Raw genomic sequence first — 4,290 nt, 5'->3', positions numbered from 1 at the left:
GCCCCCATCGGCCAACGCAGGCCCTTGAACTTGGGCGGCAGTTTCTCATGGAGTTGGTCGTAGATCTTGTTGGCGTAGATAACCTTGTAGCGCCGCCCTTCAAATTCCTTCATCTCCGTATTCCAGGGCTTCATGAGCTTGAGCTCGTTATGGCGGCGGAGAATGATCTCATAGGCATATCCTAAATGCTCTTCCCGCTCTTGCCAGTTTGTAGCGTGAACAGTGTTGAGGAAGATATGGGTAAGTTCATTGGCTGGGCGTAACCGGGAAAAGGTGCTGCCAAACCACTTTGGATAAGGCATATACTGCTTCTCCATGAGGAAACACATTTGGATGAGGCAGTGGACAATCCGGTTCGTGACAATTTGTGAGCCTAGCTCATCGCCAACAGAACCCGTTCTTCCTGGGAAAGTCTCTAGGTTGGCTAGGCGGCCCCATTGGATGGTGTACATGTATCGCCAAACGTCGTCGGGATAATAAGAAAACCTGTCCCGCAACTTTTGCAGCTTCAGACCATCGTGGTAGAGCTCTCCGGCCGATACCTCTATGAGTGCCTGCTGGGGGAAGGTCAACCAATCTACATGGGTAAGACGCTTCTTGGGATCAATGCCAAGGTAGTGCTGGAAGAAAGTCTTGGCAGTATAAAATTGGATTAAGTGGTTTACTGGTCCCTTTTCAATGTGCTGCATTTGTTGGACCAAATACCCGTCGCTTTCCGGGGTAAAGTTGGTGGGGAATCCCATAAATTCCACGGGAAGCTCGTTACGGAACATCTTATCCAGCTCCTTGCTCTTCTTCTCAAAGTCTTCTTCACTCAAAAAGATGCGAAGGTGTGGCCCCCAGTTGTGGTCCATCGATTCAGGATTGTCGAAGCGGATGACGTCAGAGCCTTCACCAACAACCCCTACGGAATAAATAAGGCCAGGCGCATGTTTGTCTAAAAGCGGGCGAACAACCTGCTGGTAGAACATGCGGTTCAATTCGATACCAGGAATAAAGGGAGGGAGGTTGTCCATAGCGATGCGGCTTTAGTATCTAAGCTGCGCTCTCCGCGGTGTACTCCAGAAGGGAGACTACCGGGTAGTGATCACTGGGAAACGTCACATCCTCTGCTTTGCGGATTATCTCGTGCTGCAGAGTCTTTATGCTTCGTACCATAATCCAATCTGTATGCCAAGTACCAAATTGGTCTGCTACATACTCTTCGCCTTGGTATCCGTGGAAGGTATGGGGTACTTGAGCAGTCTCCGGATTGACGTCTGACCAGCTGTCGCAAAAGCCTGCATCTACCAGCATGTCGTAGGGTTTTCGTGTGTATGAAGAGGTGTCGTGGGGAAGGTGAGGGCTGCAGTTGAAGTCCCCTGTGATGATAGTGGGGAGGGAGTTGGGGTACTGCCCAATGATCGTGAGCATTTGGCGGGTACCTTCTATGCGGGCTTTTTCACCTTTGTTGTCCAAATGCACATTGAGAAACAGTATGACGCGCTCGGCTGAACAATCCTCTAAGACTACCCAGCTGACGCCACGTTCAGAGCCGTCCCATCCCTTGGAGTACACATGCGGGGTCTCACTGAGCCATTGGGTATGGGCCTCCCGGCAGTGGTAGCGGTTCTTATCCCAAGCAATGGGATTGATAAAGATATCGCCCGCTTCCAGCCCGTAGTAGATATCGAAGTAGGGAAGATGGTCGGAAAACGTTTCCCAGTTTGTAACCCCAAATTCTTGAAAGCCGACGATGTCCGGGTGGCTCTCCTCCATAACCTTTCCGCACACAGACGCGCGCCGCTCCCATCCAAAGCGGGCTTGGCCGTTAACGTTGAATGTCATTGCGCGGAATGGGTGCATAGGCCGTGGGTTACGGATGCAGTACGAAAGGTATACATCATTTTTGCTGGGCCGGGTAGGAGGGATACTTAAGCAACAAAACGAATCGGTGCTCTGAGGAGGGAAAACGCAGACTGCTTTGGTGCTTGTGGGTTGACCCATTCGCTAGGGTGGTGGTACTACATCGTAACCACCGCCTTACCCACATGGCAGGTGAAGATCCAGATATCTTATCCGCTAAGAGAACTGTATGAACGCCACGCACATGTTGTTTGTAGACTTTGCGACACGCGCCGAAGCAGATCAGGCCCTCGCTAACTTAGAGGGAATGGGGTACACCTCATCGGATATCTCAGTTATTGCGAAAGAAGATGGACGGACGGTTGAGAAAGATGGTGCCGGGGAGGTTGCAGAGGATACCCTTGGGGGTGCTGCAACCGGCGGGGTCATTGGTGGTATTGCTGGGCTTCTGGCTGGTATTGGGGTTGTTCCTGCCTTGGCCGGCATCCTCATCGGTGGGCCGGTAGCTGCTGCCTTAGGGTTGGCGGGTGCCGCTGCGACCACTGTTTCCGGTGCCGTAACTGGCGCGGTTGCAGGCGGCCTCATTGGTGCCCTTACGGGCATCGGTTTGTCCGAAGAAGACGCCAAATACTATGACGATGCTGTGCGTGGTGGAGACATTGTCATTGGCGTACCAGTGACACCTGACACTGAGGAGCACGTCCGCGCTGCTCTAGAGGCGGCAGAGGGCGCAGGTGGTGCGGCTGACCGCCACATTACGGTCATTGAGCGCACGTTTAGCGACCGATAGGGTATCCCCCTCTTAAGAGCCGGCCTTCGGGCCGGTTTTTTAGTAGGCGGTAACGAGTAGGAGAACAATAATAGTGCCGGCCGACCATCCGCACAACACATCCGTAAACCAATGCGCCCCTACATATGTCCGGCTGATGCCAATCAGGGTAAGAAGGCCAAAAGCACTGCCAATGAGAAGCTGGGGCGAGTACTGCGTGAGTGCGGCCAGGAGAAAGACATTGAAGCCGTAAATGGCCGTGGAACACATGGTATGGCCAGATGGAAAACTCTTGCCGCGCGTACGGACAAGAATAGCGTGCTTTTCTTTGGCTGGACGAGGGCGATGGAAGATCTCCTTTAAGAGAAGGTTGAGGGGAAGGACTAAAAAGCAAATGCTTATAAGGAAGGCTTCGCGGGGATATCCCAGTAGATAGTAGGCACCCACGCTCAGAATGGTCACCGTACTCAGGGCAACACTGCCGCCGAGGTGGGTAATAAAGGTGAGGAGTGTGTCTAAGTACGGGGTGCGAAGGCGTTGGATATCGTAGGTAATAAGGTTGTCCAAGGCCTGGACGCTTTCAAAGCGAATCAAAAAGCCCAGGAGAACGATGGAGAAGGCAAGGAGGGCAATGGCGATCATACTGTTGAGCGTAGCAATAGAAGAAAAGGGTGTCCACGAGATTGTGTGTTTTGCGCATAACAGACGCGCAAAGCCGATCATTTCTCGTGGACACCCCTTCTTCATGGTTGACAAAAGCGGGGATTCGCGCTAAGATAAATCACTTACTAAATGACTGGCTATCCAGTCAGTGCTCCGCTCTCTTGTTTCATACTTTTTAGATGATTCTTGGGGAATGGATCATCTAAATCGAAAGTATGGAACCCACCCAACAGTCCGTTACGGACTTTATTCAGACGGGCCTATCAGCCCCTATCCTAACTGCGTTGAATACGCTTGGCCTAACTACGCCAACTCCTATTCAGGCGCAGGCTATTCCTGTTGCACGCAGCGGCCATGATGTCATGGGCATTGCGCAAACAGGTACTGGTAAAACCTTCGCGTTTTCCCTCCCTATCATCGAGAAGCTTATGGCAGGACCTGGAAAGGCCCTTGTTGTAGTTCCTACTCGTGAGCTGGCTATTCAGGTTGAGGACAGCATTAAGCGCATTACGCGCTTGCTTACGCCTCAACTCCGGACAGTCTGTCTTATTGGTGGCGCTCCTATTTACCGCCAAAAGCAAGATCTTCGTGCTAACCCACGGATTATTGTCGCTACTCCTGGCCGTATGTGGGACCACATTCAACAGCGTACAGCGCGTCTTGATGACGTCACCTTTGTCGTACTCGACGAAGCAGACCGCATGTTGGACATGGGCTTTGCACCGCAGATCAAGCAAATCATGGACATGGTCTCGAAAGAGCGTCAAACCATGTGCTTCTCTGCCACTATGGCCCCTGAGATTGCCAAACTTGCCCATGTGTACATGAAAGAGCCGCTTCGCATTGAAGTTGCTAATGCTGGTGAAAGTAATGCACAAATCCGTCAGGAAATGGCCTACGTTCGTCCAGAAGAGAAAACAAACCTCCTTCACACCTTGTTACAGGATCACGAGGGACTGGTTCTTGTATTCTCCCGTACCAAACATGGTGCACGTAAGCTTACTGAGCGCGTG

The 4,290-nt window shown here is 52.0% G+C and carries 5 protein-coding genes; 2 read left to right on the top strand and 3 right to left on the bottom strand.

The window, feature by feature from the left end:
• Positions 1 to 1,016: DUF4037 domain-containing protein (locus VLA04_01830; protein ID HSI20435.1), on the bottom strand; the 1,016-nt coding region annotated here is incomplete at its 3' end.
• A 19-nt stretch (positions 1,017 to 1,035) separates the two neighbouring features.
• Complete coding sequence (locus tag VLA04_01825) at positions 1,036 to 1,845, bottom strand: endonuclease/exonuclease/phosphatase family protein (GenBank protein HSI20434.1); 810 nt, start codon at positions 1,843 to 1,845, stop codon at positions 1,036 to 1,038.
• 229 nt (positions 1,846 to 2,074) lie between these two features.
• On the opposite strand from VLA04_01825, the gene VLA04_01820 reads away from it, so the two are divergent.
• On the top strand, positions 2,075 to 2,635 hold the full coding sequence (locus VLA04_01820) for a low temperature-induced protein (GenBank protein ID HSI20433.1): 561 nt from the start codon (positions 2,075 to 2,077) through the stop codon (positions 2,633 to 2,635).
• Between the two features lie 39 nt (positions 2,636 to 2,674).
• Here the strand turns inward: VLA04_01820 and VLA04_01815 are convergent, their stop codons facing one another.
• On the bottom strand, positions 2,675 to 3,256 hold the full coding sequence (locus tag VLA04_01815; protein ID HSI20432.1) for a phosphatase PAP2 family protein: 582 nt from the start codon (positions 3,254 to 3,256) through the stop codon (positions 2,675 to 2,677).
• Positions 3,257 to 3,492: 236 nt separating this feature from the next.
• Here VLA04_01815 and VLA04_01810 point away from each other — a divergent pair.
• Positions 3,493 to 4,290: DEAD/DEAH box helicase (locus VLA04_01810; protein HSI20431.1), on the top strand; the 798-nt coding region annotated here is incomplete at its 3' end.

Source organism: Verrucomicrobiia bacterium (assembly GCA_035460805.1).
Taxonomy (GTDB): Bacteria; Patescibacteriota; UBA1384; order CAILIB01; family CAILIB01; genus DATHWI01.
This window is presented reverse-complemented; position numbering and strand designations above follow the sequence as displayed.

Bases quoted from the DNA above. Each gene is read 5' to 3' on its own strand.
- VLA04_01825 (HSI20434.1), bottom strand. From the start codon at position 1,845: ATGCACCCATTCCGCGCAATGACATTCAACGTTAACGGCCAAGCCCGC.
- VLA04_01820 (HSI20433.1), top strand. From the start codon at position 2,075: ATGAACGCCACGCACATGTTGTTTGTAGACTTTGCGACACGCGCCGAA.
- VLA04_01815 (HSI20432.1), bottom strand. From the start codon at position 3,256: ATGATCGCCATTGCCCTCCTTGCCTTCTCCATCGTTCTCCTGGGCTTT.